A 26,588-nucleotide genomic window follows, 5' to 3' on the forward strand; every position below is an offset into this window, starting at 1 on the left:
CCCGAAAGGCACGACATGTCCGACGTCTTGCGCGCCCCCGCCGAACTCAAGTACGCCGAAGAGCTGGATTGGCTGGAGTCGGTCGACGACAGCCCCAAACCGTTCGCCTGGCGCCTGTCCCCGAAGATGGTGCGCCTGTTCGTCCTGGGCGCCGAGCGCGCCGACGGCCTCGACCGCGAGATCTCGCAGAAGTGGTTCGGCGACCGGAGCATCGTCGAGCGCGCCATCGTCACGCTCGCCTCCGACCGGGGGCTACTGCTGATCGGTGACCCCGGGACCGGCAAGAGTTGGCTCGCCGAACTGCTGGCCGCGGCGATCTCCCGGAACTCCACGCTCGTCGTGCAGGGGACCGCGGGCACCACCGAAGACCACATCAAGTACTCGTGGAACGTCTCCATGGTCATCGCTAAAGGCCAGTCCCGCGATTCGATGATCCCGTCGCCGATCATGACCGCCATGGAGGCGGGCTCGATCGGCCGGTTCGAGGAGCTGACCCGGTCCACCAGCGACGTGCAGGACGCGCTGATCTCGATCCTGTCGGAGAAGTACATCTCCGTGCCGGAACTGGACAGCGATGGCATCGTCTTCGCCAAGCCGGGCTTCTCGGTGATCGCCACGGCCAACAGCCGCGACCGCGGCGTCAACGACCTGTCGTCGGCGCTCAAGCGCCGGTTCAACTTCGTCCGCATCCCGGTGGTGACGAACAAGAAGAGCGAGGCGGAGATCGTCCGTTTCCGCACCGAGGAACTCCTGCGGCGCCACCAGATCGAGCTGGACGTGCCACCGACGCTGCTGGACGTCCTTCTGCGCAGCTTCGGCGACCTGCGTGCCGCGGCGGCGTCGGCGGGCAGCGACGACGAGAAGCTGGAGTCCGCGTTGTCGACCGCGGAGCAGATCGGCGTGCTCGAAGATGCGGTACTGCACAGCAACTTCTTCGGAGAACGCGCGCTGACGGCCCGCGCGCTGGCGTCTTCGCTCGTCGGCTCACTCGCTCGTCGTGAGCCGGAGGATCTGGCGATCCTCAACAAGTACCTGCACGGCGTCGTCGAGCCGCGCAGCAAGGACGAGGGCGGGGACTGGCCGGAGTTCCTCGACGGCGGCCGCGACGCGATCGCCACCCTCTCGTGAGCGGCGCCTTCGAGGCGCTGCGCGGCCAGTTGCAGGAGGCCGCGGCCGCCTTCGCCGACGGGCCCGGCGCGTTGGAGGGCATCCTGCTCGGGCTCGTCGACGACGTCGACCGCGCGGTGCGGGAGCCTCTGGAGATCTTCCCGGTCTGCCACCATTCCCCGGCTTCGGCCGTGTCGATGGCGCGGCGGTTGCGGGAGAAGCAGCCGAAGGTGGTCTACCTCGAACTGTGCGAAGACATGGCGCCGCTGCTGACCGAGCTGCGCAACTGCCGTCTTCCGGTGGCCGTGCAGGCTTTCGCGACGGACGTGAAGGGCTTCCCGGCCGAGTGGGCGCCGCTGTCGGTGGTCGCGCCGATCACCGAGGCGTCGGCGGAGTACCAGGCGATCGCGTACGCCCTCGACACCCCGGGCGTCGAACTCGTCCTCGTCGACCGGTCGGCCGACCACGTCTTCCAGTGGGACGAGCGTGAGCCGTCCCCTGATCCGGACGCGCCGCCCGCCGAGGAAGAGGCCGCGCTGCACGGTGACGCGGTCGGCGTCGAGATCGGTGATCTGCGGCCGCGGTTCGCCGAACTCGAGGAACACCTGCTGCGGCACGGGCGGGTCCGGCACTGGTCGGAGTGGTGGCACCAGTACGTCGAACTGCCGCTCGGCGACAGCGACCACGACACCTATCGCCAGGTCATGTTCCTGATCGGCAGCCTGTTCCGCCGTCTCGCTCCCGGGGACACCCGCCGCGTGCGGGTGGACGAGGATCGTGAGCGCTACATGTGGACCCGGATGCGTGAGCACCTCGCGGCTTCGGGCGCCGATCCCGCGGACTGCCTCTACGTCTGCGGCGCGTCCCACGCGGCCAGCCGGGTCGCGGAGTTCGGCGTCGAGGGCACGGACGGGTTCGTGATCAGCCCGCGCAGCGCGAGCACCTGGCAGTACGGGCTGATCCCGTCGAGCCACACGTCGATCGAGGCGCAGTTCGGCCTCGCCGGGGGATCGGTCTCGATCGCCGCGAACGAGTGGGCGAAGAACCTGAAGCGCACCAAGGTCAAGCAGTTCCAGTTGGAGGGGCAGGTGGGCGGTCCGAAGCGGAAGAAGGCCGCGGAACTGCCCTCGCCCACGCCGGATCCGGTGGCGTCGGACCAGCTTTCCGGGTTCCTGCAACGGCCTCCGGTGCTGGACAAGCTGGACGAGGCCGAACTGCTGGGATGGTCGGTCGAGGTCGTGCGGGCGGCGCGCCGCAACGGCTACCTGTCCTCGACGGCTGACGCCATCGCGGTGTTCGAGACCTCGATCCTGCTGGCAGGGCTGCGCGACCGGGCGAAGCCCACGCCGTACGACTTCCAGGACGCGGCGGTCACGTGCATCGAGAAGGACGTCGTACCGGGCAGACGCGACGTGCGCCGCATCGTCGAGATCATGATGGGCGGCGACCGGATCGGCCAGGTCGGCTACGACGCGCTGCCGCCGCTGGCTCGCGACGTGCACGACAGGCTCGAACCCCTGGATCTCAAGCTGCAGCAACGAGGTGTGCAGCGGGCACTGCTCGACATCGCCTCGCGGCCGGAGCTGGAACCCTGCTCCGATCTGTTGTGGATGCTGCGCTACCTGATGCCGCGCGGCGCGGCGCGGCCGATCATGGGGGAGCGGCGGCTCGGCGAACGCCCGATCCAGGAGTCGTGGGATCTGGCGCTGGGCACCCACCAGCGAGCCCTCATCGAGCTGGGCTACGAGGGCGTCAGCATCGAACAGGTGCTGGAACAACGTCTTCGGCGCGCGGCCTACCACCCCCAGGCCACCGCGGCGAAGGTGCTCGGAACCGTCGAGGACGCGACGCTCTACCTGCGCAGCGCCCGGCTGGCGGGAGAGCTGGGCACGCGGGCGCTGGAGGTGCTGGCCACCGAGCGCACCGTCGACGGCGCGCCGGAGGTCCTGCGCCGGGTGCGGCGGCTGCTGGCGCACTACCGGACCAGCGAGCCGGTACTGCCCCGGTGGATCGAGGACTTCGTCAAGACGGGGTACGCGCACTACTGCACGCTGCTCCCGGCGGCCTTCACCGACGAGGAGGCCGGCGTCGAGCAGGTCGCCGCGATGCTGGGCTTCCTGTTCAGCATGGAGGCGCTCGCCTTGTCGCTGGGCTGCGACCGCACCCAGCTGGAGCTGGCGATCGCCGGATCGCATCCGCAGGAGCCGTCGAAGGTGGCGCTGCTGTGGGCGGCGCAGGTGCAGCTCGGGCATCTCTCGCGCGCGGAACTGCGTGAGCGGTGCGCCGGGCTGCTGGCCAATCCGATGGTGCTCCCGGCTTATCCGCGCTACCTCAGCGGGTTCGTCCACGCGCTGGAACCGGCTCCGGGGCTGGCCGACTTCGTCGTCGAGGCGGTGTCGAACGCCTTCGCCGAGCTCCCGGACAGGTTGCTGCTGCCGTGGCTGCCGACCCTGATCACGACGTTGCGGTCACGCGGTGCGGAGCTCGTGCCGCTCCTCGTGCGTGAAGCCGGACGGCTGTTCCCCGGCAGGCTCGCGGCGCTCGACGAATGGGTTCCGCCCTGGAAGAACCAGCCGGAGCCGGTCGCGGTGGCGAGGAACGCCGGAGGAAGCGGCCTCGCGTTGCTGGCCGCGCATCCGGCGACCTGCGACGCCGTGGCGGGCCTGCTGGGCTGCGACGAGCCATGGGGGAGCGCCGGGCCCACGGGCTTGACGCTGCTCGGTCAGTACCCGGACACCGCCGCGGTGCTGGAGGAGGTGCTCACCGGGGCATGACCCCGCAGGGTGGTCGGCCGGGCGGCCGGCCGGCCACCCGATCCCTCAGTCCGCGACCCAGCTGCCGTGGAAGCCCAGCGGTACCGGCCTCGGCAGGTGGATGCGCGCCAACGGCTTCGCGGTGAAGTCCTGCGCTGAGAGGATCACCAGGTCCGAGGCGTTGCGGTCGGGGTTGTTCACGTAGGCCAGGGCGTAACCGTCGTCTTCGGACTTGCCGCGCGACGACGGGACGAACACCGCCTCGCTCGCGTCGGCGCCCCGGCCGAAGCGGTGCACCTCGGACCGCCCGCTGAACAAGTCGTGCTTGATCAGCGCGTTGCCGAAGGTGTCGGCCGGCTTGTCGAGGTAGACGTCGAACAACTCGCCGGGGGAGGCCGAGTAGCCGTACCGGTGCCGTCGTGACACCAGGCTTTCGTTGACTCGCGGGAACTCCTGCGGCCGGTCGTCGAGGACGCGGCGCCGCACCCGTCCTTGTACCAGGTCGATCGTCCAGCGCTCCAGCACCGGCGGGCCCGACGCCGACGGACCACCGAAGCCCTGTTTGCCCGCCACCTCGAACGGCGCCGGCATCGTCGTCAGGTCGACCACCACCGTGGAGCCCTGCTCGTAGGCGTTGAGCGTATGCGAGTAGAACACCGGATCCACGCCGAACCAGCGGACCGGGCCGCCGTCGCGTTTCATCACCCCGACCCTGGCCGGATGATGCGCGTTCCACTTGTAGGGCACGATCTTTCCGGGCTGCGGATCGAAGGTGACCGGTACGTCGAAGACGACCACATAGTTCCTCGTGAGCCCGAAGTCGTGCATCATCGGACTGTCGGTGACCGGGATCCGGGTGGTCCGTACCACGCGGCCGGTCCGGTCGACCATCAGATGCCGCACGTGGTCCCAGGTCGGGTGGTAGGTCACCGCGTGCAGTTCGTCGGCGAGGGCGTCGAACTTGGTGTGCGCGGTGTAGGACCCTTCCAGTGAGCCGCTGAAATCGAACGGTCCCAACGTGTTCAGCTCGCTGTCGAGTTCGTACGGCGGGGCGCCGGACTCCTGCAGGGTGAGGATGCGGCCGTGGTGGCTGATCACGTGCGTGTTCGGCGCGAAGTCCTGCTCGGGCACGGGCCACGGGTACCGCTCGCCGAGTTTCGCCGCGACACCGGAAGAACGCACCCAGCGGTTGCGGTACCACTCGGCCTTCCCGTCGCGCAGCCGGACGCCGTGCACCATCCCCTCGCCCAGCATCCAGTGGTGAGCGCGCGGGTCTTCGAGCCCGAGGACGTTCGGGCCGGTGCGCAGGTACCGCCCGCAGAGGTCCTTCGGGATGCGCCCGGTGACCGGAAGGCCGAACGCGGTCACTTCCTCCTTGACCGGCGCGAAGGCCCCCTCGACGAACGGGTAGCGAGCCTTCGCCGGACTTTGCGCGGCGAAGGCGGATCCGCTGTTCCCGTAGGTCGCGGCCACCCCGCCGATCGCCAGTGCCGCCGCTCCCCGGAGCACGTTCCGCCTGTTCGGTTCGTTCATGGTCGATCCCCCACCATCGGAAGTAAACTGTGTATGCCATGAACAGTGTATGCCTTTACCGGTTTTGGGTGCAACAATGCCCCGATGGACGACGACAAGATCGAGTTGCTGCCGCCGGGCACCGCGCCGGCGTGGGGGTACACCCCGGCGCCCCGGCGCGGGCCGAAACCGGGCTACAGCCTCGAGCAGATCGTCGACGCGGCCATCGCGCAGGCCGACGCGGAGGGCTTCGCGGCCCTGTCCATGCCGTCGATCGCCAAGCGCCTCGGCATCACCGCGAACGCGCTCTACCGGTACCTGAGCTCCAAGGAAGAACTGCTCGTCCTCGTCGCGGAATCGGCGTGGGGGCCGCCGCCGGAGTCGTCGGACGACGACTGGCGGGGCTCGGTCACCGCCTGGGCTCGGGCGCTCCTCGAACGCTGCCGTCGTCACCCGTGGCTGATCGACCTCCCGGTGCGCAACGCGCCGACCACGCCGAACCTGCTGGGCTGGCTGGAGAACTTCCTGGAAGCGATGGCGGACACGGGCTTGAGCACCCGCGACGTGATGGGCTGCGTGGTGCTCGTCGACGGCTGGGTGCGCAGCACCGCGGCACTGGTCCGTGACGTCAACGCGAGCGCGCCCGACCGGACCCTGGCGCTGACCGAGTTCCTCGCGCCGCGCCTGCGGGAGCGGGGCTACCCGCGCGTCGCCGCGGTGATCTCCGGTGAGGCATATGGCGAGGACGGCATCGACGATGGCGACGTCGAATTCGGCCTCGGCCGCATCCTGGACGGCATCGAGGCGCTGATCGTCAGCCGGTGAACAACCGGTCGAGCCGGTAGTCGACGAGTTCCGCGGCCTGTGCCGTGTCGTAGGCGCCGACCAGGATGCCGGTGACGAGCCCGGCGGACATCGTCGCGAGGGTGGAAGCTTCCAGGCGGGGGTCGGCGTCGGCCGGGATGTCCCCCTTCGCCTGCGCCTTCCCGAGTAGGTCCGCGAGTGCGCGGATCAAGTGGGGCAGCAGCGGTTCCTGGTCGGGATCCTGACTTCCGCGGGTGACGTCGACGGCGAAGTAGGCGATCTGCACGGCGGCCAGCATGCGGCCGCGCTCGCCTTCGGGGAGGACCCCGGTGAGGTAGGCGCGCACGATGGCGCGTTCGCCGCCGGTCTCCATGGCCTTGCCGATCGTCTTCCCGGCGATCTCGCCGGTCAGTTCGACGATCCGCTGCCAAGCGAACCGCAGCATCTCCTCCTTGGTCGGGAAGTAGTACTGGACCAGGTTCATCGAGATGCCCGCCTCCGCGGCGACCGCACGCAGTGTGACCGCCTGCAGGCCTTGGGCGGCGGCGATCCGGAAGAGCGCCTCCGCGATCTCGCGCCTGCGCTCTTGGTGGTCGACACGTTTCGGCACGCGATCACTCTGCCATGTCGTCGAGAGGTGGCCGAAGTGGCCACGGAATGTTATCGTGCAAGTGCACCATAAAAACTTCGAGGAGGCACGATGCTGGGGGAGTTCACCGACAAGAAGGCGGAAGAGCGCTTCTTCGCCACCTACGACGCGATCCTGCGGAAGTGGCCGGTTCCCGCCGAGGAACTGGACGTCGAGACGAGATTCGGCCCGACCCGCGTTCGGTCTTGCGGTCCCGAAGACGGCCCGCCGGTCGTCCTGCTTCCCGGCGGGATGGGAACGTCGTTGTCCTGGTATCCGCATGTCGCGGAACTCGCCGTGCGGCACCGGATCCACGCCGTCGACACGATCGGCGAGCCGGGGCGGTCGATCCAGACCGCGCCCATCGAGTCCACAGAGGACTGCGCTGACTGGCTCGCCGAGGTCGTCGACGGGGTGCTCGCGGGAACCGACCACGACAAGGTCTATCTCGCCGGAGTGTCGCGAGGTGGCTGGCTCGCTTTGAATCTCGCGTCCCGGACGACCGACCGGATCGCCGGCGTCGTCACCTTCGAAGCCTCGGGATTCGGCGTGATCGGCCGGAGCTTCATCTGGTGGAGCTTGCGTGAGATCTTCCGCTGGTTCCTGCCGAAATGGCTGCTCCGGCTGGTGGCGTCCGGGGATCCGGACGTGCGGCACACCATGCGACCCCTGCTTTTCGCTGCTCTGAAGTACAAGCAGCACCTCCCCGAGATGCACCTGTTCGGCGACGACGAGCTGTACGCCATCGACGTACCCACCCGGATCGTCGTCGCCGAACGCAGTGTCATCCACGATGCCCGCGCGGTGGCGGCCCGGCTCGAATCCTTGGGCCCGCACCTCCGCGTCGAGGTCGTGCCCAAGACCACCCACGGACTGTCCCTCGAGAAACCCGGACTGGTCACCGCCCGGATCCTCGAGGCCGCACCGGTCAGTTCCGGGGCGTGACGTCCGGCCATGAAGGGGAGCGCCCCAGCAATGCGACGATCGTGTCCAAATCGGACGGTCCCGAGCCGTCGACGGCCGGGCCGAAGGCGGCGCCCGGTGCCTTCCGGTTCTGCCCGTTCGGAATCGACTCGGCGAACTTCAGACCGGCGTCGAGCACCTCCTGCTGGAACTCGATCGGCAGGCCGAGGGTCTTGGCCACGTCCCAGGAGTGCACCAGGTAGTCCACGAAATGGAAGCCCAGTGCCTGCTCCGCGGTGAAGGTGATTTCGGTGGAGAACTCGGGGAGCGCGAACTTGCGGGCGTCGAGGTCGTGGGGCACGAAGGCGTTCAGGACCCGCTTGACCGAGTCGCGGTAGGTGGCGATGGGGTCTTCGCCCAGCGGGACCAGGCGCCAGTAGTCGAGGTGGCTCTCGCCGTCGGCCGAGGCGGCGAAGCCGTAGTGCTGGGTCGCCATGTGTGCGAGGAGGCCGTGCAGGGTCCAGGCGGTGCAGGGGGTCGGTTTTTCCAGGTCGCTGGGGGTGATCTGGGAGACGAGGTCGAGGCTCGCCCGGACCACGATGGCGTCGAGGATGCGGAGTTCATCGATAGGCATATGCGCATCATCTACATGTGCGTACGAGTTCGTCAACCGGTTTCGCGAGTCCGGTCGGTATGGTCTGCGCATGGCGGAGCAGAGGAGGCCGGATCTCGCGGCGATGCTCGGCGGGCTGATGCGACGGCTGATGACCGCCGAGACGCCGGTGCTGGCCGAGCACGGGTTGACGATGTGGGGCTACGTGGTGCTCAGCGCCCTCGACGACGGGCCCGTCCGCACGCAGGCCGCGCTCGCCAAGGCGATCGGCGCGGACAAGACCCGGATCATCGGCACCCTCGACACCCTCCAGGAAAGCGGCCTGATCACCCGTGAGCCCGACCCGAAGGATCGCCGGGTCCGGCTGCTGGGGATCACCGAAGACGGCCGCGCCGCGCGAAGGTCGGCCCAGTCGCGGATCCAGGAGCAGGAGGAGCGGCTCCTCGACCAGCTCCCCGCCGCCGACCGCAAGGCGTTCCTCCGCGCCGCGCTCGCGCTTTCCGAAGCGCGATGGCCGTGACCCGGGGGCCTACGCCAGGACCTCGGTGACCATCCCCGCCGGGTAACCGGACGGCGTCCGGTGCCACCATGCGCTGAAAGCCTGGGCAAGCCGCCGCGGCACCTCGATCTGCGCACCGCCGTCGTGGAAGTCGATCGTCACCAGCACGGCTTCGATTTCCGTGTCACCCCAGGGGATTCGCCGGATCAGCTTGGCGTAGTCGGCGCTGGCGGACACGAACGTGACCACCTTGGTCGCTCCGATCCGGCGCGCTTCCCCGATGACGGCGTCTTCGAGTACACCGGACGGCCAGTCGCTGAGCTTCAGCTTCCGGTCGTAGTAGGAGATCGGCTCGTCGGCGCGCAGGATTCCGTAGCCACCGCTGAGGATCAGCGTCCGTCCGTGTTCGACGGCCTCGCCCAGCGCGCCGCCGACGTTCCGGTAGAAGTGTCCGTTGTAGCGGAGCCACGCGGGCCGCAGTCCGCCACTGTCGACCTTGGACCTCGCCAGGACCTCGGCCCGCGCGCGAAGCATCTCCTCCGGCCAGACAGTGCCGGTTTCGGGCGCAGTACCGCCCCGGGTCTTGCCCTTCGAGCAGCCGAGGATCGTCAGCGCCTCGCGTGGATCAATCGTGTCCAGGACGGTTTTCACCGGGGAGACCGTATCAGCGGAACCAGGTCGAACCGCCGCCGTTCGGCGATGGGAGCATGCCGTGACTGGGCGGCCACAACGCCGCCGTCGGCACCTGTTTCAGCTGCGCGCGCAGGGAATGCACCGGCAGCGGCCGTTTCCGCGTGAGCATGGTCGTCGTCCGCGGGTGCAGATCCACGAACGGGTACGTGGCGTGGAGCGCGCCGAGCCGCCGTTCGAGGCGCAGGCTGCGTTCGGTCAGGTCGGCCGACCCCAGCGCGGGCTGGACGAGCAGGAACTCGCCGGTGCCCAGCCGGACGGCCTGGTCGAGCGGGCGCAGGCCCTCGCGGATCAGATCCGCGATGTTCTGCTCGGTGTGCATCCTGACCCGGTCGCCATGGCGCCGCCCGACCTCGGTGAGGTCGTCGACGGTGATGAGGATCAGGCCGAGCGGGACGGTGTCGGTCGACGCGCCCAGCCAGCCGGCTATCCCGGCCATGGTCGCGAGGCCGGTGTCGGGATCGGTCGCGAGGGCCGGTTCCTCCGGTTTCGGCGACGGCCGTCGCTCCAGCCGGGCGGCGAGGTGACGCAGAGCCGCTTCCGCGCGGTTCTCCACCGGCGCCGCCGCCGGGGTCGTCACGCTGTTCAGGACCTCGTCGATCTTGATCCGCGCGGTGGGCGGCAGCCGATCGCCGAGCGCGTCACGCAGCCGGACGACTTCGGCGTAGGCCTCGTCGCGGCGGAAACCCCAGCGGCCTTGAAAACGGCGGGCCGCCTCGACGGACGTCGCCGAGGGGTCGACGTCGTCGAGGTCCTGGGCGACGACCGAGCCGCCGAAGGTCGGGGTGAGCACCGCGACCGACCATTCGCGGGCGAGGTTCTCGTCGGCACGCAGCAGTACCGGCGTCACGCCGTGCGGCAGGTCGGGGCGGCCGGAATCGACCATGCCGACGACGGTCACGGCCGCGCGCCGGGCGATCCTGGCGTAGACCTCGCGTTCCCGCTCGAAGTACGGCAGGCGCTGGAAGAGCGCGAGGACGACCATGTTCTCGTCGGTGCCTTCGGCGAGCGCGGCCCGTTCGACGGCGTGGGAAGCGATCACCAGCGCGCGTTTCGACAGCACGCCCGCGCGCGCTTCTCCGTCGGTCATCGAATGCATCGCTTCCGTGTGGGGACGAGCACATCAGGCTAGAAGAGCGGGCGGCGTCCGCCTAGCTACACGATGGTGTGACCCTCGCTGACCGGACGCTGATCGGCCCCGGGCATGCTGGAGGGAACCAGACCGCGGAAGGGGGACCATGTCGCCACTCGTCGTGCACGGCCTGTGGTCCCGTGGCCGCGGAATCGTGCTGTGGGGTGAACACGGAGACCGCCCGGCGACCACGTCGATGCGGCCGTCGAGCGCCGCGCGGCCGCATCCGTTCGCCGCGTCGGTCGCGGATCTGACCGAGCTGCACCCCGGGAAACCGGCGTCGGCCGTCCTGCTGCTGCCGTCACGGCGTGGCGGCCCGGTCGCCTCACCCGAACTGGGCACCCGCGGCCGTCCACAGCAAGAACTGTCGCTGGAACCGTGGTCGGTCCCGGCGCTCCTGATCGACCCGTCCGAGCTGGGAGACCTGGCGGACACCGTCAGCTACGGCACCTCGGTCCGCCACCTGCGCGCCGTCGTCCGGCTGGCCGACGACCTGGTGCGCCGCGGCCGCGTGCTGCCCACGCTCGTGCGGAACGAGATCGTGGCGCGAGCCCGGTGGCGGCCGGTGGCCCGGGGCGGCGACGCCGTCACACTCCGGGCACTGATCGCGGCCACCCCGCCGGTCGGCCGGGCCGAACACACCCGGCCCGGCCCGGCGGCGCTGGTCACCGACGCGCTCCACACCCTGGTCGACGCCGCCGTCCGCGATCGTCTGGCAGCCGCGGGCCACGCCTCGGAGAGCGACGGACGCGAAGGGCCGTTCGGGTCGTGGCTGCACGCGCTGAAGAGCGCCGACGACCGGATCGGCCAGGCGCCGGGACGGATGGGGATCGTCGCCGAGGGCATCGCGGCCTGGGACGCCGTCGGCGACACCGACCTCACCGAGGGCACCGTGTGCCTCCGGCTCGACGAGGTCCCCACGCTGCATGGTCCGGCGGACGATCCGGACGACCAGACCGGTGACGGAACCAAGTGGCAGTTGCACTTCCTCCTGCGCTCCGCCGCCGATCCCAGCCTCCTGCTCCCGGCCGAGGACGTCTGGTCCGGCAGCGCGGGTGCGAAGTTCACCGACCCCGAAGGGCTTTTCGCCGCCGAACTGGAACGAGCGGCGGGAGTGCTGCCGCTGCTCGATCCGGCGATCCGGGTGGAGAAGCCGGGCATCTACGACCTCACCGTCGCCGAAACCGTGGAGTTCCTCGACGGCGGCGCGGAACAGCTGGTCGCGGCCGGTTTCGACGTCCAGCTCCCGGCGAGCTGGGGCGGCAGGCGGAAGCTCGCGCTCAAGCTGTCCGTCCGCGGGGCGCCCGTCGACCAGGCCGCCGTGCACCGGCTCGGCCGCCACCAGCTCGCCTCCTACCGCTGGGCGCTCGCCGTCGGGGAAGACGCGCTGACCGACGAGGAACTGGCCGGGCTCGCCGCCGCGAAGTCGTCACTGGTGCGGCTGCGCGGCCGCTGGGTGAGCGTGGACCCCGACCTGCTGCGCGCCGGTCTCGAATACTTGCGCCGCGACCCGGATCGCGAGAAACCGCCGCTGCCCACCCCGGCGGACCTGCTGGCACTGCTCCGCGGAGGCTTCGAAGCGCCGCTGCCGGTCACCGAGGTCACGACCGACGGCTGGATCGACGACTTCCTCGCCGGGCGGGTCCAGCGCACCATCGAGCCGGCCGAGCCGCCGCCGACATTCCTGGCGACCCTACGGCCGTACCAGAGCCGGGGTGTCGCCTGGCTTGCGTTCATGACGTCGATCGGGCTCGGTGCCTGCCTCGCCGACGACATGGGGCTCGGCAAGACGGTCCAGCTTCTCGCGCTCGAAGCGATCGAACGGGCACAGGACGACAACACCGGGCCGACGCTGCTCGTCTGCCCGATGTCGTTGCTCGGGACGTGGCAACGCGAAGCGGCCAGATTCGCGCCGGACCTGCGCGTCCACCTTCACCACGGCGCCGATCGTGAGCACGAGGCGCGGCTGGCGGCGCGGATCGAGGGCGCGGACCTCGTCGTCACCACCTACTCGACCGCCGCCCGCGACGCCGACGAACTCGCGGGCACCCGGTGGCACCGGCTCGTCCTCGACGAGGCGCAGGCGGTGAAGAACCAGAACACCGGACCGGCCCAGGCCTTGCGCCGGATCCCCGCCGGCCACCGGGTCGCGCTGACCGGGACGCCGGTGGAGAACCGGCTCGCCGATCTGTGGTCGCTCTCGGATCTGCTCAACCCCGGCGTCCTCGGTGGCAGGCAGGAGTTCCGCGAGCGGTTCGAAGTGGCGATCGAACGCCGGGGCGATCTCGCCGCGGCCACCGAGCTGCGCCGCCTGACCCGGCCGTTCCTGTTGCGGCGCCTCAAAACCGACCCCACCGTGCTCGCCGACCTGCCCGAGAAGATCGAGATCCTCCAGGAGTACCGCCTCACCCGCGAACAGGTGACGCTGTATCGCGCGACCGTGGACGAGATGATGACCAAGATCGCCGACAGTGCCGGGGTCAAACGCCGCGGCAACATCCTCGCGGCGATCACGAAACTCAAGCAGATCTGCAACCACCCCGCGCACCTGCTGCACGACGGTTCGCCGATCGGAAGCCGGTCCGGCAAGGTCAACCGGCTCGAAGAACTCCTCGCGGAGATCCTGGAGTCGGGCGACCGCGTGCTCTGCTTCACGCAGTTCGCCGAGTTCGGTCACCTGCTGGTGCCGCATCTTTCGCACCGGCTGAACGCGAAGATCGCCTTCCTGCACGGTGGGTTGTCGCAGCGCCGCCGTGATTCGATCGTCGAGCACTTCCAGTCGGGCGAAGGCCCGCCGATCCTGCTCGCGTCGCTGAAGACCGGGGGAGCGGGGCTGACGCTCACCGCGGCCACCCACGTCCTGCATCTCGACCGGTGGTGGAATCCGGCGGTCGAGGAGCAGGCCACCGACCGGGCCTTCCGCATCGGCCAGCGGCGGAGTGTCCAGGTCCGGAAGTTCGTCTGCCCCGGCACCATCGAGGAACGGATCGACGCCGTCATCACGAAGAAGGAAGCGCTGGCGGGTCTCGTCGTCACCGACGGGGAGGACTGGCTCACGGAGCTGTCCACCGCTTCGCTGCGCGAGGTCTTCGCGCTGGGACGGGAGGCGGCCGATGACTGAAGGATTCCGCCGGGCGTTCGAAGAACTCGGCGTCCACAAAGGACTCGTGCCGCCTTGCCGGGTCGACACGCTGACGATCGGCCCCGGCGCCGCCGTCGCCCAGGTCCGGGTGACGCGGCAACGGTTCTACGAGGTCCGCGTCGGCCTGCCGACGTTCGGCAAGCAGGTGTGGACGGCGGTCATCGCCGCCGTGGTCGCGGACGAGGCCACGACCACGGCCCTGCTCGACGGGCGGGTCCCGGACGACATCGACCGCTTCTTCGCCGCGGAGCAGGTACCGCTGTTCCCCGAAGCGCCGTGGGAACTGTCGCTGGACTGCACGTGCCCGGGCACCCGCGTCCCGTGCGACCACCTCGTCGCCGGACTGATCGCGCTCGCGGACGAAACGGACCCGTTCACGATCTTCGCGCTCCGCGGACGGGACCGCACGGCGCTGCTCGAAGAGATCGGACGGCAGGCGGGTGCCCGGGTCACGGCGCCGTCGGCGGAAACCGAGACGGCCGCCCTCGACGAGGTGATGGACGACTTCTTCGGCTGGGGCCCGGCCGGGGACGTCACGAACACGCGACGACCCCCGGCCGGGGATCCGTTGGGACTGCTCGACGAGGTCCCGCCGCTCAAGGCCACGGTGGACGGCACCTCGGTCACCGCCCTGCTGCGACCGCTCTACCGGGTGCTCACCGGTCAGGAGTGAAGGAACTTCGGCTCGCGCTTCTCGGTGAACGCGGCCATGCCCTCCTTCTGGTCCTGGGTGGCGAAGGTCCCGTGGAACAGGCGCCGTTCGAACCGGAGCCCGTCGGCGAGACCGGTCTCGAAGGCCTGGTTGACGGCCTCCTTGACCATCATGGCCGCGGGGCGGGACATGCTCGCGACCTTCGCCGCGACCGCGAGGGCCTCGTCGAGCAGGTTCTCCGCCGGGACGACACGGGAGACGAGTCCCGACCGCTCCGCTTCGGCCGCGTCGATCATGCGGCCGGTGAGGCACAGGTCCATCGCCTTGGCCTTGCCGATCGCGCGGGTGAGCCGCTGCGAGCCGCCCATGCCGGGGATGACGCCGAGGGTGATCTCCGGCTGGCCGAACTTGGCGTTGTCCGCCGCGATCAGGACGTCGCACATCATGGCGAGTTCGCAACCGCCGCCGAGCGCGTAGCCGGAGACCGCGGCGATCAGCGGGATGCGCACGCGGGACAGCGCGTCCCAGCCGGCGAACCAGTCGGCCGCGTAGACGTCGCTGAACGACTGCGGCTGCATCTCCTTGATGTCCGCGCCCGCCGCGAAAGCCTTGGCGGAACCGGTGAGGACGATGGCGCCGACGTCGGGATCCTGGCCGAGTTCGCCCGCCGCCCCGGTGATCTCCCGCATCGCTTGCAGGTTCAGCGCGTTGAGGGCCTTGGGACGGTTGAGGGTGATCAGGGCGACGCGGTCGCCCGCCCGCTCGACGGTGATGGTCTCGTACTCGCTCATGCGGTGGTTTCCTTGGTGAGGAGGCCGTCTCGGACGGCGGTGATGATGGCGGAGAAGTCCCGGCCGGGACCGTCGCGTTCGACGAACGCCGCGTAGAGTTCCGCGGCCCTCGTGCCGAGCAGGGTCGCGACGTCGTTGTCCCGTGCCGCGGATTCGGCCAGCCGCAGGTCCTTCAGCATCAGGCCGCTGGCGAATCCGCCGGTGTAGTCACGGTTGGCGGGGCTGGCCGGGACCGGGCCGGGCACCGGGCAGTTGGTGGTCAGCGCCCAGCACTGGCCGGACGCGGTCGAGGCGACGTCGAACAGGGCCTGGTGGGTGAGGCCGAGTTCTTCGCCGAGTGCGAACGCCTCGGAGACGGCGATCATCGAGACGCCGAGGATCATGTTGTTGCAGATCTTCGCCGCCTGACCGGCGCCCGACGCTCCACAGTGGATCGCCCTGGCGCCCATGACGCCGAGCAGGGGCCCGGCCGCGGCGAACGCCTCCGGATCGCCGCCGACCATGAACGTCAGCGTTCCGGCCTCCGCGCCGACCACGCCGCCCGAAACCGGCGCGTCGACCGCCCGGTGACCGGCCGCGGTGACCAGTTCGGCCGCCTGACGGGCGTCGGCGACGTCGATGGTGGAGCAGTCGACGAACAGCGTGCCGGGCCGCGCGGACGGCAGGATCTCCCGATAGCAGTCGAGGACGTGCTTGCCGCTCGGCAGCATCGTGATGACGACGTCGGCCCGCGCGACGGCCGCGCTCGCGGTGTCGAACCTGGCCACGCCCTCGGAGCGGGCGGCGGGAGCCGGGTCGTAGCCGTGGACGGTCTCACCGGACTCGACCAGGTTGGCGGCCATCGGGCCGCCCATGTTGCCGAGACCGAGGAAGGCGATCGTCATCGGGCCACCCCGTTCCACTCCGCGTCGCCGAGATCGGCGAAGTAGGCATCGACGAGCTTGTCCTCCACCTCGGGCAAGGTGGCAGGCGACCACTTCGGCGAGCGGTCCTTGTCGATGATCTGGGCCCGGATGCCCTCGACGAACTCGGCCGAGGAGAGCGCGTGGGTCGAGATCCGGAACTCCTGCGCCAGCACGGCCTCCAGATCGGGCAGCGCCACGGCGCTGCGGAGCGCGCGCAGGGTCACCTTCAACGCGGTGGGGGACTTCGCCTCGATCTCCTTGGCGGCGGTGGCCGCCGCGTCACCTCCGGAGTGGAGCCGGGTGAGGATCTCCTCGACGGTGTCGGCCGCGTAGCACTGGTCGATCCAGTCCGCGTCCTTGGCCAGCACACTCGGCGGCGCTGCCTCGGCGAACAGTTCCAGCGCGTTGTCCGGAGTGCGCGACGCGAGCGCGTCGAGAAGGTCCGGAACCCGTTCGCTCGGCACGAAGTGGTCGGCGAGTCCACAGTGGATCGCGTCGGGGCCGGAGATCGACCCGGCGGTGAGCGCGACATGCGTGCCGAGTTCACCGGGGGCGCGGGACAGCAGGTACGTGCCGCCGACGTCCGGGACGAAGCCGATGCCGGTTTCGGGCATGCCGATCCGGGAGCGTTCGGTGACGATCCGGTGGCTGCCGTGCGCGGAGACCCCGACCCCGCCGCCCATGACGAGACCGTCCATGAGCGCCAGGTACGGCTTCGGGTACCGCGAGATGAGGGCGTTGAGCCGGTACTCGTCGGCCCAGAAGCGCAGGGACGCGGTGCCACCGGTGCGGGCGTCGTCGTAGATCGCGCGGATGTCGCCGCCCGCGCAGAGCCCGCGGTCGCCGGCGCCGTCGATCAGCACCGCGCGGACCGCCGGATCGGAACGCCACGCTTCGAGGCGCTCAAGCATGGCGAGGACCATGTCGTGGTTCAGCGAGTTCAGCGCACGCGGCCGGTTCAGCGTGATCCGGCCGATTCCACTGTGGACGAGGAACTGGACGTCGTTCACGAAGCCTCCTGCAGCATCCGGCGCGAGATGATCACGCGCATGATTTCGTTGGTCCCTTCGAGGATCTGGTGCACCCGCAGGTCGCGGACGATCTTCTCCAGCCCGTATTCGGCGAGGTAGCCGTAGCCTCCGTGCAGTTGCAGCGCCTGGTTGGCCACCTCGAACCCGGTGTCGGTGCAGAACCGCTTGGCCATCGCCGAAAGCTGGGTCGCGGTGTCCTCGCCCTGGTCGAGCGCGTCCGCCGCCCGCCACAACAAGGTCCTCGCGGCTTCGAGATCGGTGCGCATGTCGGCCAGCCGGAACTGCAACGCCTGCTTCTCGGACAGCTTCTCGCCGAACGCCGAGCGCTCCGACAGATGCCGGACGGCCATGCCGAGCGCGGCCTCGGCGCCACCGAGGGAACAGGCCGAGATGTTGAGCCTGCCACCGTCCAAAGCGGACATGGCGACCCGGAACCCGTTGCCCTCGCCGCCGAGCAGCGCGGACGCCGGGACACGGGCGTCCTCGAAGATGACCTGCCTGGTGGGCTGGGCGTTCCAGCCCATCTTGATCTCGTTGGGTCCGAAGGAGACCCCGGGCGTGTCCCGGTCGACGATGAACGCCGAGATGCCCCGGGCGCCGGGACCGCCGGTGCGGGCGAGCACGACGTGGACGTCCGAAGTGCCCGCGCCGGAGATGAACTGCTTGACGCCGTCGAGCACGTAGTGGTCGCCGTCGCGGCGGGCACGGGTGGAGAGCGCCGCCGCGTCGGAACCCGCGTCCGGCTCGGTGAGGCAGTAGCTGCCGAACGCGTCCATCGTGGACATTCGCGGGAGGTACCGGTGCCGCTGGGCGTCGTCGCCGAACTTGTCGATCATGGTCGCGACCATGTTGTGGATCGAGATGTAGGCGGCCAGCGACGGGCAGCCGCCGGCGAGCGCCTCGAACACGAGGACGCCGTCGAGCCGGCCGAGCGCGGAGCCGCCGAGGTCTTCGGGCAGGTAGATGCCGCCCATGCCCAGCTGGGCGGCCTTACGGAGGACGTCGACCGGGAAATGCTTGGCCTGGTCCCATTCGATCGCGTGCGGGGCGAGGTGTTCCGCCGCGAACTCCGCGGCGGTCTCACGCAGGGCCCGCTGTTCGTCGGTCAGTCTCATCGTGGCCTCAGCTCATCGTCGGGATGACGAAGCTGGCGCCTTCCTTGGTGCCCGAAGGCCAGCGCGAGGTGACCGTCTTGGTCTTGGTGTAGAACCGGATCGAGTCCGGTCCGTGCTGGTTGAGGTCGCCGAAACCGGAGCGCTTCCAGCCGCCGAAGGTGTGGTAGGCGATCGGGACCGGGATGGGCACGTTGACCCCGACCATCCCGGTGTTCACCCGCGAGGTGAAGTCGCGGGCCGTGTCGCCGTCGCGGGTGAAGATCGCGACGCCGTTGCCGTACTCGTGCTCGCTGGGCAGCCGCAGCGCTTCCTCGTAGTCGGCCGCGCGCACGATCGACAGCACCGGGCCGAAGATCTCCTCGCGGTAGATCCGCATGTCGCTGGTGACGTGGTCGAACAGGCAGCCGCCGAGGAAGAAGCCGTTCTCGTGACCGTCCACAGTGGTCTCGCGGCCGTCGACCAGCAGTTTCGCGCCCTCGGCGAGGCCGACGTCGATGTAGTCGCGGACCCGCTGGACGGCTTCGGCGGTGACCAGCGGCCCGAAGTCGGCCGTTTCGTCCAGGGAGGCACCGATCTTCAGCGTCTTGACGCGTTCGGTCAGCCGGGCGGCCAGCGCGTCGGCGGTGGCTTCGCCGACCGGGACGGCGACGGAGATCGCCATGCAGCGTTCACCCGCGGAGCCGTACCCGGCGCCGATCAGCGCGTCGACGACCTGGTCGAGGTCGGCGTCCGGCATCACGATCATGTGGTTCTTGGCGCCGCCGAAGCACTGTGCGCGCTTCCCGTGCGCGGCCGCGGTTGTGTAGATGTACTCGGCGATCGAGGACGAGCCGACGAAGCCGACGGCCTCGACACGGGGGTCGGTGAGCAGCGCGTCGACGGCTTCCTTGTCGCCGTTGACCACGTTGAACACGCCCGGCGGCAGGCCTGCTTCGAGGAAGAGTTCGGCCAGCCGCAGCGGGACCGACGGGTCGCGTTCGGACGGCTTGAGCACGAAGGAGTTGCCGCAGGCGATCGCCGGGGCGGCCTTCCACAACGGGATCATCGCGGGGAAGTTGAACGGCGTGATGCCGGCGACCACGCCGAGCGGCTGCCGCATCGAGTAGACGTCGATGCCGGTGCCCGCGCTGTCGCTGTACTCGCCCTTGAGCAGGTGCGGGATACCGATGGCGAACTCGACCACTTCGAGGCCACGCTGGATGTCGCCGCGCGCGTCGGGAACGGTCTTGCCGTGTTCGGACGAGAGCAGGCGGGCGAGGGAGTCCTCTTCCGCGCGGACGAGGTCGACGAACTTCAACAGCACGCGGGCCCGCTTCTGCGGGTTCCAGCGGGCCCATTCAAGCTGGGCCTGCGCCGCGTCGGCGACGACGGCGGCGACCTCGGTGGCCGAGGCGAGCGGGACGCGGGCCTGGACGGCGCCGGTGCTGGGGTCGAAGACGTCGGCGAACCGGCCGGACGTACCCGATACCGGCTTGCCGCCGACGAAGTGGCTGAGTTCGGTGCTCATGGATGCCCTTTCCGAAAGTACGCAGGACGAAGCCGCCCGAAGACCACGATCGGTGGCCGGGCAGGGGAGTACGGACGACTTACCGCCGGGGTGGTGGCGGGTCGGCGACTTTCGCGCAGGCAGGAAGAATCCGCATGCGTTCAGCTCCATCCTCGTGGACGAACACGACACGTCTGCGGCCGGTATCCTGGCTCCCGGATCCGCGGCGGCTCCGGCCTTCCCGGCTCGCGCCAGTGGCCTTCTCTGCGGGAGCGCCGCTCCCCGGTCACAGTGGCGGGACCGCACCGGATTTTCACCGGCTTCCCTGCACCGCAGACCTGTGGACACCATAAAGTAGGAAGTCCGACTATGTCGAGGACAAGGGTGTGGCGTACGCCTCAGGTACGCGATGGGTCTCGTGAGTGGTGGCGTCCGGAATCCCCCGCCCGGCTGCCGGCCGTGGGGGTGTGGGGGTGGCACGGTCTTGATCAACGGAGGATCGGGGCGTCTTTCGCCGCGTCCAACGCCGAGCGGCCTTGTCGCGAAAGCCACTTTCGCGAGGTCTGATGTCCCGAAAGTGGCTTTCGCGACACCCCGGCGAGCCTGGTGTGGCCTTCACGGTGACCGGGATCAGTGGCTTCGGTCGTGAGTGGCGATTCGGGTTCTAAGCCGAATCGCCACTCACGACCACCTCGCCCCACACGGTCTGAACCTTCAGCTCCAGCCAGGAACGGGGTCACCCGGGGACAACGGTGTTGTGAAAGCCACTTTCCCAACCTTCACCGTTGTTGCGAAAGTGGCTTTCACAACGCCCACCCTGCGAGCGAAAGACGGCACGAGCACGCCGGGTTCGCCCTTCTCCTCGATAAACCGCCACTCACGAGAGTGGCGGGTAGGGCAGCAGGCTGGACGAATGCTCGTCGACCCGCATCGGTTTCCCGATCGCGGGGAAGGCGCGCTGCGGGCACGCGGGCCGTTCGCAGACCTTGCACCCCATCCCGATCGGGGTGACGGCCGCGCCGGTGCCGAGCGCCAGCCCGTCGGAGTACACGAGCCGTCGCGCGTGCCGGAGTTCGCAGCCGAGCCCGATCGCGAACGTCTTGCCGGGATCGCCGTGCCCGCCCGCCGCGCGGGAAACGGTGCGGGCCAGCCAGAAGTACTTCTTGCCGTCCGGGAGTTCGGCGACCTGGGTGAGGATCCGGCCCGGCGAACTGAACGCCTCGTAGACGATCCACAGTGGACATGAGCCGCCGACACGGGAGAAGTGAAACCCGGTGGCGGACTGACGTTTCGAGATGTTGCCCGCACGGTCGACCCGCACGAAGGAGAACGGCACGCCGCGGGTGCCCGGTCGCTGCAAAGTGGACAGTCGATGGCAGATCGTCTCGAAGCCGACGCCGAAGTGGTCGGAAAGGCGCGTGATGTCGTAGCGGTAGCGTTCCGCCGCGCCGAGGAAAACGCGATACGGCAGGACGAGCGCGCCCGCGTAGTAGTTGGCCAGGCCGATCCGCGCGAGTCGCCGGGCGGTGTCGCCGCTGAACTTCCCGTCGTCGACGAGCCGGTCGATCACGTCGCCTGCCTCCAGCAGCGCCAGCTCGGACGCGAGCCGGAACGCGGCCTGACCGGGGCGCAGCGCGGGGGAGAGACGCAGCGTCTTCTCGCGCGTGTCGAAGTGGTGCTGATCGGCGCCTAGGGATTCGGAGACCACCTTGACGCCGTGACGGTCCAACAGTCCGGCGGCCAGTCCACTGCGGACTTCGCCGGGGTGGAGGCGCAACTCGGCGGCCAGCTTCTCCGCGGGAGCGTCCAGTTCCGTGACGTGGTTGCGGCGCAGGTAGAACCAGTCCCGGATCTCCTCGTGCGGCTGTTGCGCGGTCGACCGGTCGAGTCCCTGCTCGGTCACCAGCGTGGCGATGTTCTCCACGGCTTCGCGGTAGCGGCGGTGCAGCGCGACGAGCGTCCGCGCCACCTCGGGCAGCGTGGTGGTCAGCGCGTCGACCTCGCCCGCGGAGATCGCGCCGCTGACGGTGTTGTCGCCGAACACCTCGCGGACGTCGGCGACCAGCCGGGCGGTGTCGCGGGCGGCGAAGAACTCCGTGTCCACGCCGAAGGTCTCGGTGAGCTTCAGCAGGACCGGCATGGTCAGGGGCCTGCCGTTGTGTTCGAGCTGGTTGACGTAACTCGGCGAGATCTCCAGCAGCCTGGCCAGTTCGGACTGCGTCATGGACCGGCCTTCGCGCAGCTGGCGCAGCCGGGCACCCGCGTACATCTTCTCCACAAAGCGACTGTAACAACTTTTACAAGCGGTTCGCGAACGTTCACAACTCTTCACAGCGCTGTGGGCTAGCGACGGTCGCGAGGTCGGTGCCACGCTCGTGGCAGAGCACCACAAGGTTCACAAAGGGAGTGCGGATGAGCGCGGAGATCGCCCGAGCAGGCGTCGTCGGGGCCGGTCAGATGGGGGCCGGAATCGCCGAGGTGTGCGCCCGGTCCGGCCTGGACGTCGTGGTGTGCGAACACGACACACCGTCCGCCGACGCGGGCCGCGCGCGGATCTTGGCCTCGCTCGATCGGGCGGTCCGGGCGGGCAAGCTCGGCCGCCCGGAGGCCGAACGCGCCGCCTGGCGGCTGCGGTTCACCACCGACGTCGGCGAACTGGCCGACCGTCAGCTGGTGATCGAAGCCGTCGCCGAGGACGAGCAGGTCAAGCTGGAGCTGTTCGCGACACTCGACAAGGTCGTGACCGACCCCGCCGCGATCCTCGCGTCGAACACCTCCTCCCTCCCGATCATGCGGCTGGCGATGGCCACCGGCCGGGCCGAACAGGTCGTCGGCCTGCACTTCTTCAATCCGGTCCCGGTGCTGCCGCTGGTCGAGGTGGTCGGCTCGCTGCTGACCAGCGCGTCCACAGTGGACCGCGCCGAACGGTTCGCCCGCGACGTCCTCGGCAAGCAGACCGTGCGGGCACGCGACCGGGCCGGGTTCGTGGTCAACGCACTGCTCGTGCCGTACCTTCTGTCGGCCATCCGGATGGTGGAGTCGGGCTTCGCCGCCGCGTCCGATGTGGACCGAGGGATGGAACTCGGTACCGCGCATCCGATGGGACCCCTGCGCCTGACCGACCTGATCGGCCTCGACACCGTGGCCGCGATCGCGGACTCGCTCTACGCCGAGTTCAAGGAAGCGCTCTACGCGCCACCGCCCCTGCTGCTGCGCATGGTCGACGCCGGGCTGCTCGGCAAGAAGACCGGCCGCGGATTCCACGTCTACGAAGGAAAGTGATGATCGACCACACCGTCCGCACCTACCGATCCGCCGAATCGCTGCCCCGCGAGGAGCAGCTCGCGTGGAAGCTCGCCTCGGTCGCCACCGACGACGTCCCGGTCACCCCCGAGGTCGCGGCCATGGTGATCAACCGGGTGATCGACAACGCCGCCGTGGCTGCCGCGTCGCTCGCGAGGCGCCCCGTCCGCTCGGCCCGCGACCAGGCCTTGGCGCATCCGGGAAAGCCGGGTGCGGCGGTGTTCGGCGTCGCAAGCCGGTACTCCCCGGAATGGGCCGCCTGGGCCAACGGCGTCGCCGTGCGCGAACTCGACTACCACGACACCTTCCTCGCCGCGGACTACTCGCACCCCGGCGACAACATCCCGCCGATCCTCGCCGTCGCCCAGCACACCGGGCGCACCGGCGCGGACCTGCTCCGCGGGATCGCCGCCGGATACGAACTCCAGGTGAACCTCGTGCGCGGGATCTGCCTGCACGAGCACAAGATCGACCACATCGCCCACCTCGGCCCGTCGGTCGCGGGCGGCCTCGGCGCGCTGCTGGGCCTGGAGACCGAGACCGTGTACCAGGCCATCGGGCAGGCGTTGCACACCACGACGACGACCCGCCAGTCCCGCAAGGGCGAGATCTCCTCGTGGAAGGCTTACGCGCCCGCGTTCGCCGGGAAAGCCGCGATCGAGGCCGTCGACCGGGTGATGCGCGGCGAAGGCGCGCCGAGCCCGATTTACGAGGGCGAGGACGGGTTCGTCGCGTGGCTGCTGAGCGGTCCGGACGCCGAGTACACGGTACCTTTGCCGGCGCCGGGCGAGGCGAAACAGTCCATCCTGGACACTTACACCAAGGAGCACTCGGCGGAGTACCAGAGCCAGGCGCTGATCGACCTCGCGCGACGGCTCGGCCCGAGGATCGGCGAGCTCGGCAAGGTCGAGCGGATCCTCATCCACACCAGCCACCACACGCATTACGTGATCGGCTCCGGCGCGGGCGATCCGCAGAAGTACGACCCCCACGCCAGCCGTGAGACGCTGGACCACTCGATCCCGTACATCTTCGCGGTCGCCCTGCAGGACGGTGCCTGGCACCACGAGCGGTCCTACGACCGGGCTCGCGCGACACGGCCGGACACGGTCGAACTCTGGCAGAAGGTCGCCACCGTCGAGGATCCCGAATGGACTCGCCGCTATCACGCGCCCGAACCGGCGTTCGGCGGCCGGGTCGAGATCACGCTCGCCGACGGCACGGTGCTGACCGACGAGATCGCCGTCGCCGACGCTCACCCGGCCGGGGCACGGCCGTTCGCCCGGGAGCAGTACGTGGCCAAGTTCCGTACGCTGACCGACGGGGTGATCGCCGCCGCCGATCAGGACCGGTTCCTCGACACGGTCACCCGGCTCGGGGAACTGGACGCGGCCGAGGTCGCCGGGATCGTGCTCCCGGCCGGGCTCGACGCCGCGCCGACGAGCAAGGGGATCTTCTGATGCTGCACGCCACTCCCTCCGCCGCGCAGAAGCGGGCCGCCTTCCGCACCGGGCTGAATTCCGGGACGCTGCAACGCCTTCCCGGCGCGTTCAACCCGTTGTCGGCCAAGCTGATCGAGCGGCGCGGCTTCGAGGGTGTCTACATCTCCGGCGCGGTCCTTTCGGCGGAGCTCGGCCTGCCGGACATCGGGCTGACCACGCTCACCGAGGTCTCCGGGCGGTCGCAGCAGATCGCCCGGGTCACCGCGCTGCCCGCGCTGGTCGACGCCGACACCGGCTTCGGCGAACCGATGAACGCCGCCCGCACGGTGCAGGTCCTGGAGGACGCCGGCGTCGCCGGGATGCACCTCGAGGACCAGGTGAACCCCAAGCGATGCGGTCACCTCGACGGCAAAGACGTCGTCGAACGGGACGTCGCGGTCCGGCGGATCACCGCCGCCGTCGCCGCCCGCCGCGATCCGGACTTCGTCATCGCCGCCCGTACCGACGCCGCGGCCGTGCACGGCATCGACGACGCCATCGACCGCGCCAAGGCCTACGCCGACGCCGGAGCCGACCTGATCTTCCCCGAGGCGATGCGGGACGCGGGCGACTTCGAGCGGCTGCGCGCCGCCGTCGACGTCCCGATCCTGGCGAACATGACCGAGTTCGGAAAGAGCGAACTGCTGGACGTGAAAATGCTGGAAACGCTCGGCGTGAACGTCGTGATCTACCCGGTCACCCTGTTGCGCCTGGCCATGCACGCCGCGGAAGCCGGGCTCGACGCCATCAGCGCGCAGGGCACCCAAGCGGATCTGCTCGACCGGATGCAGCACCGGCGCGATCTCTACGACCTGCTCGATTACGAGTCCTACAGCACTTTCGACGAGAACGTCTTCACTTTCCGCGTCTGAGAGGACGACCATGTCCGCACCCAGTATCCACAAAGGACTCGCCGGAGTCGTCGTCGACACCACCGAGGTGTCGATGGTCAACCCCGACACCAACTCCCTGACCTACCGCGGTTATCCCGTCCAGGACCTGGCCGGGAAATGCCGTTTCGAGGAGGTCGCGTACCTGCTTTGGCACGGCGAGCTGCCGACACCGGAGCAACTGGCCGCCCAGAACGAGGCCGAGCGGGCACACCGGACCCTGCCGGGGGATCTCGTGCTGACCCTGCTCTCGCTGCCCGAAACCGCGCATCCGATGGACACCCTGCGCACCGCGGTGAGCATCCTGGGCGCACACGACCCGCACGAGGACGACAACGGCCTGGAAGCCAACCGTGCCAAGGCACTCCGGCTGTTCGCCGCGCTGCCCGCGGTCGTCGCGCTCACCCAGCGGCGCAGGCACGGCCTGCTCCCGCTCGCGCCGCGCGACGACCTCGGCTACGCGGAGAACTTCCTGTACCTGACGCTCGGCGAGGTTCCCGAACCCGTGATCGTCCGGGCCTTCGAGACTTCGCTGATCCTCTACGCCGAGCACAGCTTCAACGCCTCGACGTTCACCTCACGTGTCGTCACGTCCACGCTGTCGGATCTCTACAGCGCCGTCACCGCGGCCATCGGCGCGCTCAAGGGCCCGCTGCACGGCGGCGCCAACGAAGCCGTCATGACGACGTTCGAGGAGATCGGCACCGCCGCCAACGCGGAAGCCTGGCTCACCGCGGCGTTGGCGGACAAGCGCAAGATCATGGGCTTCGGGCACCGCGTCTACAAGAAGGGCGACTCCCGCGTGCCCACCATGCGCCGTGCCCTGCAGGAGATCGCGGAACTCCGCGACGGACACCACCTGCTCGATCTCTACGAAGCCCTGGCCCGTGCGATGTCCGACGCGAAGGGCCTGCACCCCAACCTGGACTACCCCGCGGGCCCGGCGTACCACCTGATCGGCTTCGACACCCCCGTGTTCACCCCGATCTTCGTCGCCGCCCGGATCACCGGCTGGACCGCGCACATCGCCGAGCAACTGGCCGACAACAGCCTGATCCGGCCGTCGAGCGCGTACACCGGGCCGACCGAACGGCTGCTCGGCAAAATGCGGTGAACGCCAGCGGAAATCGTGCGCGGTCTGGTAGTTGTCG

Annotated in this window: 22 protein-coding genes and 1 riboswitch; of the genes, 11 read left to right on the forward strand and 11 right to left on the reverse strand. The window is 69.7% G+C overall.

What is annotated here, in order from left to right; translation table 11 throughout:
• The first annotated feature begins 15 nt into the window (after positions 1–15).
• Positions 16–1,128: an ATP-binding protein gene (locus ACLJPX_RS02830; RefSeq protein WP_101608346.1), complete on the forward strand. Its 1,113-nt coding sequence runs from the start codon at positions 16–18 to the stop codon at positions 1,126–1,128.
• Positions 1,125–3,881: a DUF5682 family protein gene (locus tag ACLJPX_RS02835; protein WP_410598576.1), complete on the forward strand. Its 2,757-nt coding sequence runs from the start codon at positions 1,125–1,127 to the stop codon at positions 3,879–3,881. The genes ACLJPX_RS02830 and ACLJPX_RS02835 overlap by 4 nt, the downstream gene beginning before the upstream one ends.
• Before the next feature lie 45 nt (positions 3,882–3,926).
• Here the strand turns inward: ACLJPX_RS02835 and ACLJPX_RS02840 are convergent, their stop codons facing one another.
• Positions 3,927–5,393, reverse strand: a complete 1,467-nt coding sequence (locus ACLJPX_RS02840; protein ID WP_410598577.1) for a carotenoid oxygenase family protein — start codon at positions 5,391–5,393, stop codon at positions 3,927–3,929.
• A gap of 84 nt (positions 5,394–5,477) precedes the next feature.
• Here ACLJPX_RS02840 and ACLJPX_RS02845 point away from each other — a divergent pair, with 84 nt between their 5' ends.
• Positions 5,478–6,197 carry a TetR/AcrR family transcriptional regulator gene (locus ACLJPX_RS02845; protein ID WP_410598578.1) on the forward strand — a complete coding sequence of 240 codons (720 nt, stop codon included), beginning with the start codon at positions 5,478–5,480 and terminating at the stop codon, positions 6,195–6,197.
• Here ACLJPX_RS02845 and ACLJPX_RS02850 read toward each other — a convergent pair.
• The gene (locus ACLJPX_RS02850) at positions 6,187–6,786 is read right to left on the reverse strand and encodes a TetR/AcrR family transcriptional regulator (RefSeq protein WP_101608342.1); all 600 of its coding nucleotides are present in this window, start codon (positions 6,784–6,786) and stop codon (positions 6,187–6,189) included. The genes ACLJPX_RS02845 and ACLJPX_RS02850 overlap by 11 nt on opposite strands.
• A gap of 90 nt (positions 6,787–6,876) precedes the next feature.
• Between ACLJPX_RS02850 and ACLJPX_RS02855 the strand changes: the two genes are divergently transcribed.
• The gene (locus tag ACLJPX_RS02855) at positions 6,877–7,749 is read left to right on the forward strand and encodes an alpha/beta fold hydrolase (protein ID WP_410598579.1); all 873 of its coding nucleotides are present in this window, start codon (positions 6,877–6,879) and stop codon (positions 7,747–7,749) included.
• Here the strand turns inward: ACLJPX_RS02855 and ACLJPX_RS02860 are convergent.
• On the reverse strand, positions 7,733–8,341 hold the full coding sequence (locus ACLJPX_RS02860) for a TIGR03086 family metal-binding protein (protein WP_101608340.1): 609 nt from the start codon (positions 8,339–8,341) through the stop codon (positions 7,733–7,735). The genes ACLJPX_RS02855 and ACLJPX_RS02860 overlap by 17 nt on opposite strands.
• Positions 8,342–8,411: 70 nt before the next feature.
• Between ACLJPX_RS02860 and ACLJPX_RS02865 the strand changes: the two genes are divergently transcribed.
• On the forward strand, positions 8,412–8,840 hold the full coding sequence (locus ACLJPX_RS02865) for a MarR family winged helix-turn-helix transcriptional regulator (protein ID WP_410598580.1): 429 nt from the start codon (positions 8,412–8,414) through the stop codon (positions 8,838–8,840).
• Between the two features lie 9 nt (positions 8,841–8,849).
• Here ACLJPX_RS02865 and ACLJPX_RS02870 read toward each other — a convergent pair whose 3' ends face one another.
• Both ACLJPX_RS02870 and ACLJPX_RS02875 read right to left on the reverse strand, forming a co-directional pair.
• Positions 8,850–9,470 carry a hypothetical protein gene (locus ACLJPX_RS02870; RefSeq protein ID WP_410598581.1) on the reverse strand — a complete coding sequence of 207 codons (621 nt, stop codon included), beginning with the start codon at positions 9,468–9,470 and terminating at the stop codon, positions 8,850–8,852.
• Positions 9,471–9,483: 13 nt separating this feature from the next.
• Positions 9,484–10,599: a DICT sensory domain-containing protein gene (locus ACLJPX_RS02875; protein ID WP_410598582.1), complete on the reverse strand. Its 1,116-nt coding sequence runs from the start codon at positions 10,597–10,599 to the stop codon at positions 9,484–9,486.
• A 148-nt stretch (positions 10,600–10,747) separates the two neighbouring features.
• On the opposite strand from ACLJPX_RS02875, the gene ACLJPX_RS02880 reads away from it, so the two are divergent.
• Together ACLJPX_RS02880 and ACLJPX_RS02885 are read left to right on the forward strand one after the other, a co-directional pair.
• Positions 10,748–13,762, forward strand: coding sequence for a DEAD/DEAH box helicase (locus ACLJPX_RS02880; RefSeq protein WP_410598583.1), 3,015 nt, complete (start codon positions 10,748–10,750; stop codon positions 13,760–13,762).
• Positions 13,755–14,456: a hypothetical protein gene (locus ACLJPX_RS02885; RefSeq protein WP_410598584.1), complete on the forward strand. Its 702-nt coding sequence runs from the start codon at positions 13,755–13,757 to the stop codon at positions 14,454–14,456. The genes ACLJPX_RS02880 and ACLJPX_RS02885 overlap by 8 nt, the downstream gene beginning before the upstream one ends.
• Here the strand turns inward: ACLJPX_RS02885 and ACLJPX_RS02890 are convergent.
• The 6 genes from ACLJPX_RS02890 to ACLJPX_RS02915 form a co-directional block, all read right to left on the reverse strand.
• Complete coding sequence (locus tag ACLJPX_RS02890; RefSeq protein ID WP_410598585.1) at positions 14,447–15,226, reverse strand: enoyl-CoA hydratase; 780 nt, start codon at positions 15,224–15,226, stop codon at positions 14,447–14,449. The two genes, ACLJPX_RS02885 and ACLJPX_RS02890, sit on opposite strands and share 10 nt — an antisense overlap.
• The gene (gene mmsB, locus ACLJPX_RS02895) at positions 15,223–16,110 is read right to left on the reverse strand and encodes a 3-hydroxyisobutyrate dehydrogenase (protein ID WP_410598586.1); all 888 of its coding nucleotides are present in this window, start codon (positions 16,108–16,110) and stop codon (positions 15,223–15,225) included. The genes ACLJPX_RS02890 and mmsB overlap by 4 nt, the downstream gene beginning before the upstream one ends.
• Positions 16,107–17,141, reverse strand: a complete 1,035-nt coding sequence (locus ACLJPX_RS02900; RefSeq protein WP_410598587.1) for an enoyl-CoA hydratase/isomerase family protein — start codon at positions 17,139–17,141, stop codon at positions 16,107–16,109. Before ACLJPX_RS02900 ends, mmsB begins: the two co-directional genes overlap by 4 nt.
• Positions 17,138–18,277, reverse strand: coding sequence for an acyl-CoA dehydrogenase family protein (locus tag ACLJPX_RS02905; protein ID WP_410598588.1), 1,140 nt, complete (start codon positions 18,275–18,277; stop codon positions 17,138–17,140). The genes ACLJPX_RS02900 and ACLJPX_RS02905 overlap by 4 nt, the downstream gene beginning before the upstream one ends.
• A gap of 7 nt (positions 18,278–18,284) precedes the next feature.
• A complete protein-coding gene (locus tag ACLJPX_RS02910) occupies positions 18,285–19,784 on the reverse strand; it encodes a CoA-acylating methylmalonate-semialdehyde dehydrogenase (RefSeq protein ID WP_410598589.1) in 1,500 nt (499 codons plus the stop codon).
• Positions 19,785–19,943: 159 nt separating this feature from the next.
• Positions 19,944–20,130, reverse strand: a riboswitch (cobalamin riboswitch).
• Between the two features lie 510 nt (positions 20,131–20,640).
• Positions 20,641–22,041, reverse strand: a complete 1,401-nt coding sequence (locus ACLJPX_RS02915) for a short-chain fatty acyl-CoA regulator family protein (RefSeq protein WP_101608330.1) — start codon at positions 22,039–22,041, stop codon at positions 20,641–20,643.
• Positions 22,042–22,175: 134 nt separating this feature from the next.
• On the opposite strand from ACLJPX_RS02915, the gene ACLJPX_RS02920 reads away from it, so the two are divergent.
• The 4 genes from ACLJPX_RS02920 to ACLJPX_RS02935 are packed head-to-tail and all read left to right on the forward strand — an operon-like array spanning position 22,176 to position 26,551.
• The gene (locus ACLJPX_RS02920; RefSeq protein WP_410598590.1) at positions 22,176–23,045 is read left to right on the forward strand and encodes a 3-hydroxybutyryl-CoA dehydrogenase; all 870 of its coding nucleotides are present in this window, start codon (positions 22,176–22,178) and stop codon (positions 23,043–23,045) included.
• Complete coding sequence (locus tag ACLJPX_RS02925; RefSeq protein ID WP_410598591.1) at positions 23,045–24,526, forward strand: MmgE/PrpD family protein; 1,482 nt, start codon at positions 23,045–23,047, stop codon at positions 24,524–24,526. The genes ACLJPX_RS02920 and ACLJPX_RS02925 overlap by 1 nt, the downstream gene beginning before the upstream one ends.
• A complete protein-coding gene (gene prpB, locus ACLJPX_RS02930; RefSeq protein ID WP_410598592.1) occupies positions 24,526–25,419 on the forward strand; it encodes a methylisocitrate lyase in 894 nt (297 codons plus the stop codon). Before ACLJPX_RS02925 ends, prpB begins: the two co-directional genes overlap by 1 nt.
• 10 nt (positions 25,420–25,429) lie before the next feature.
• Complete coding sequence (locus ACLJPX_RS02935) at positions 25,430–26,551, forward strand: bifunctional 2-methylcitrate synthase/citrate synthase (RefSeq protein ID WP_410598593.1); 1,122 nt, start codon at positions 25,430–25,432, stop codon at positions 26,549–26,551.
• The last annotated feature ends 37 nt before the right edge of the window (positions 26,552–26,588 follow it).

The organism is Amycolatopsis sp. lyj-90 (genome assembly GCF_046549035.1).
Classification (GTDB): domain Bacteria; phylum Actinomycetota; class Actinomycetes; order Mycobacteriales; family Pseudonocardiaceae; genus Amycolatopsis.

What these genes read in the sequence shown, in the direction of transcription:
- prpB (WP_410598592.1), top strand. Translation starts at nt 24,526, where the DNA reads ATGCTGCACGCCACTCCCTCCGCCGCGCAGAAGCGGGCCGCCTTCCGC.
- ACLJPX_RS02865 (WP_410598580.1), top strand. Translation starts at nt 8,412, where the DNA reads ATGGCGGAGCAGAGGAGGCCGGATCTCGCGGCGATGCTCGGCGGGCTG.
- ACLJPX_RS02880 (WP_410598583.1), top strand. Translation starts at nt 10,748, where the DNA reads ATGTCGCCACTCGTCGTGCACGGCCTGTGGTCCCGTGGCCGCGGAATC.
- mmsB (WP_410598586.1), bottom strand. Translation starts at nt 16,110, where the DNA reads ATGACGATCGCCTTCCTCGGTCTCGGCAACATGGGCGGCCCGATGGCC.
- ACLJPX_RS02905 (WP_410598588.1), bottom strand. Translation starts at nt 18,277, where the DNA reads ATGAGACTGACCGACGAACAGCGGGCCCTGCGTGAGACCGCCGCGGAG.
- ACLJPX_RS02855 (WP_410598579.1), top strand. Translation starts at nt 6,877, where the DNA reads ATGCTGGGGGAGTTCACCGACAAGAAGGCGGAAGAGCGCTTCTTCGCC.
- ACLJPX_RS02885 (WP_410598584.1), top strand. Translation starts at nt 13,755, where the DNA reads ATGACTGAAGGATTCCGCCGGGCGTTCGAAGAACTCGGCGTCCACAAA.
- ACLJPX_RS02875 (WP_410598582.1), bottom strand. Translation starts at nt 10,599, where the DNA reads ATGACCGACGGAGAAGCGCGCGCGGGCGTGCTGTCGAAACGCGCGCTG.
- ACLJPX_RS02920 (WP_410598590.1), top strand. Translation starts at nt 22,176, where the DNA reads ATGAGCGCGGAGATCGCCCGAGCAGGCGTCGTCGGGGCCGGTCAGATG.
- ACLJPX_RS02845 (WP_410598578.1), top strand. Translation starts at nt 5,478, where the DNA reads ATGGACGACGACAAGATCGAGTTGCTGCCGCCGGGCACCGCGCCGGCG.
- ACLJPX_RS02910 (WP_410598589.1), bottom strand. Translation starts at nt 19,784, where the DNA reads ATGAGCACCGAACTCAGCCACTTCGTCGGCGGCAAGCCGGTATCGGGT.
- ACLJPX_RS02860 (WP_101608340.1), bottom strand. Translation starts at nt 8,341, where the DNA reads ATGCCTATCGATGAACTCCGCATCCTCGACGCCATCGTGGTCCGGGCG.
- ACLJPX_RS02830 (WP_101608346.1), top strand. Translation starts at nt 16, where the DNA reads ATGTCCGACGTCTTGCGCGCCCCCGCCGAACTCAAGTACGCCGAAGAG.
- ACLJPX_RS02890 (WP_410598585.1), bottom strand. Translation starts at nt 15,226, where the DNA reads ATGAGCGAGTACGAGACCATCACCGTCGAGCGGGCGGGCGACCGCGTC.
- ACLJPX_RS02935 (WP_410598593.1), top strand. Translation starts at nt 25,430, where the DNA reads ATGTCCGCACCCAGTATCCACAAAGGACTCGCCGGAGTCGTCGTCGAC.
- ACLJPX_RS02840 (WP_410598577.1), bottom strand. Translation starts at nt 5,393, where the DNA reads ATGAACGAACCGAACAGGCGGAACGTGCTCCGGGGAGCGGCGGCACTG.
- ACLJPX_RS02925 (WP_410598591.1), top strand. Translation starts at nt 23,045, where the DNA reads ATGATCGACCACACCGTCCGCACCTACCGATCCGCCGAATCGCTGCCC.